Consider the following 1,448-nt stretch of genomic DNA (forward strand, 5'->3'; position numbering starts at 1 on the left):
CGTTGCTCGTCTCGCTCGTCCCCTCATGAACCTTAAGTTCTATTCGGGTCTTCGCTCGACTTCGCGCCTTGTCTGGCAAGCGTTTTCAAGCCAAGCTGGGCAAACTCCTATCTCATGACTACAAACCTTAAAAAGACTGTAGACAAAGTGAAAAAGTACTTTGTCTACAGTCTGGGGTATCCAAGTTTATTGGATACCCTTCATTCACTTCACATTCCGGTCAAGAAAATGTAAAAGCTTCGTTCTATATAAATCACCGGCCATTGCGTAAGATTCGCCGTGATTGGCTTTATCGACAAGGAAAATTTCCGCATCGCTTGCTGTATGTTCGTAAAGGTCTTCTGCCATTTCAGTCGGCACAAAAGTATCGCTTTTTCCATGGACATAAAAAATTGGTACAGTCGTTTTCTCCACTTGCTTCATAGCGTCCGCTTCTCTGAACGAATAACCGGCCTTTATTTTTGTCAATCCACTCGTACTATCAAGCAGCGGAAACGCCGGCAAATGGAACATCCGGTTCATTTGATAGGAAAACAGCCTATATACCGAAGCATAGGGACTGTCAGCAACAATCGCTTTTACTTGAAGAGGTAGCTCCTCTTCTCCGCTCGCCATCAACACCGTGGCTGCACCCATAGAAAGACCATGATAGACAACTTTTGTGTCTGGGCCTAAACGATCTACTAACAGTTTCGTCCAGTCAATCAAATCCAATCGATCCGGCCAACCAAATCCATAATAATCGCCTTCACTTTTCCCATGGCCCCTCGCATCCGGCAGAAACAAACTGTAGCCCAACTCTTCATAATAATATTGACCGAAGAGCCCCATTTGCTTTGCATGGCCCAAATAGCCATGCGGCAAAATGACAAGTTTATCTGTCGGTTTTTTTGCCGATAAATAATAGCCCGATAACTCCAAGCCGTCCCGTGAAGTCAAATGAAGTTGTTCAAATTTCTGAGTTGAGACCCATTTTTTCCAATCTCCATTCAAATATAACTCCATCGTTTCTTCTGCAACTTCCAAATCCGCATTATTTTGCAAGAACTCTTTCGGCCCCCGCTTGACGGAAATTTCATAGAAAAAGAAACTGCCTGCAACTTGTATCACCATAAAAACAACTGAAAAAAGAATCAACAGCTTCTTCCAATTTATTTTAATTGTATTCAATTCCTTTCAACCAATCTCACTAAAGGCTAAATGCCTATTCTATTATACAAGAAAAATGGTTGAGGTAGAATACAAAAAACGGAAATTCTATGCATAGTTTATGGACACGATCAGATACTACGAGGAAGAAGATATTCACGCGGAACTGATCTTTTTTAACGATAAAAAAAGAAGGGCCAATGCCACAATTCCGAATTCCGTATGCACCTTTTCGATGCCCCGCAGTGAGAATTTGCGGAACGACCGATTGCCCTTGATGTGACCGAACACGCTTTCTA

At 42.5% G+C, this 1,448-nt stretch carries 2 protein-coding genes; both read right to left on the reverse strand.

The features are described 5' to 3' along the window. Nucleotides 1–204 precede the first annotated feature (204 nt). Entirely contained in the window at nt 205–1,170 is a 966-nt protein-coding gene (locus tag ACFQ38_RS11375) for an alpha/beta hydrolase (protein WP_336825615.1), read from the reverse strand. A 135-nt stretch (nt 1,171–1,305) separates the two neighbouring features. Beyond that, nucleotides 1,306–1,440 carry a hypothetical protein gene (locus ACFQ38_RS11380; protein WP_381480972.1) on the reverse strand — a complete coding sequence of 45 codons (135 nt, stop codon included), beginning with the start codon at nt 1,438–1,440 and terminating at the stop codon, nt 1,306–1,308. Nucleotides 1,441–1,448: the final 8 nt, after the last annotated feature.

Origin of the sequence: Sporosarcina contaminans (assembly GCF_042679045.1) — a bacterium.
Lineage (GTDB): Bacteria > Bacillota > Bacilli > Bacillales_A > Planococcaceae > Sporosarcina > Sporosarcina contaminans.